At 63.4% G+C, this 534-nt stretch carries 1 pseudogene; it reads left to right on the forward strand.

Going from position 1 to position 534, the window contains the following annotated elements:
• Window positions 1-26: 26 nt before the first annotated feature.
• A pseudogene (locus tag AC1DT3_RS23860) lies at window positions 27-534 on the forward strand (hypothetical protein); the annotation flags it as partial.

The following is a 534-nucleotide window of genomic DNA, read 5'->3' on the forward strand; positions in this document are numbered from 1 at the left end:
CCGCTGACGTGGTGGGCCTGGACACCATGGCGCATGTGATCAGGACACTGCAGGACAACCTCGGCCCCGTGGGTGGCTCAAGCAGTGGGAAAGTGGAAGACCCGTTTTCGGACATCTACGGCACGCCGCCGGTCCTGGCGAAATTGCTGGAATCCAAAAGCCTGGGCCAGAAGACCGGCGCCGGYTTTTACAAAAAACAGGGTCGCGACATCCTGCGCCTGGACCCGGAGAGCATGGAATACGTGCCGGCCGGCGCCAAGGCCAATGAAGTTGTCGGCCGCATGCTCAAAAAGCCCGCGGGCGAGCGCCTGAAGCTCTTGCGCGAAGCCGAGGGCGCCGAAGCGCGCTTCCTCTGGGCCATTCTGCGCGACCAGTTCCACTATGCCGCCGTGCACCTGGACAGCATTGCCGAAACCGCGCGCGACATCGACTTCGCGATGCGCTGGGGCTTTGGCTCCAAGCAGGGGCCCTTCGAGCTCTGGCAACAGGCCGGCTGGAAACAGGTCGCCACCTGGATACAGGAAGACATTGACG

This window comes from Microvirga sp. P4_G7, from assembly GCF_056401005.1.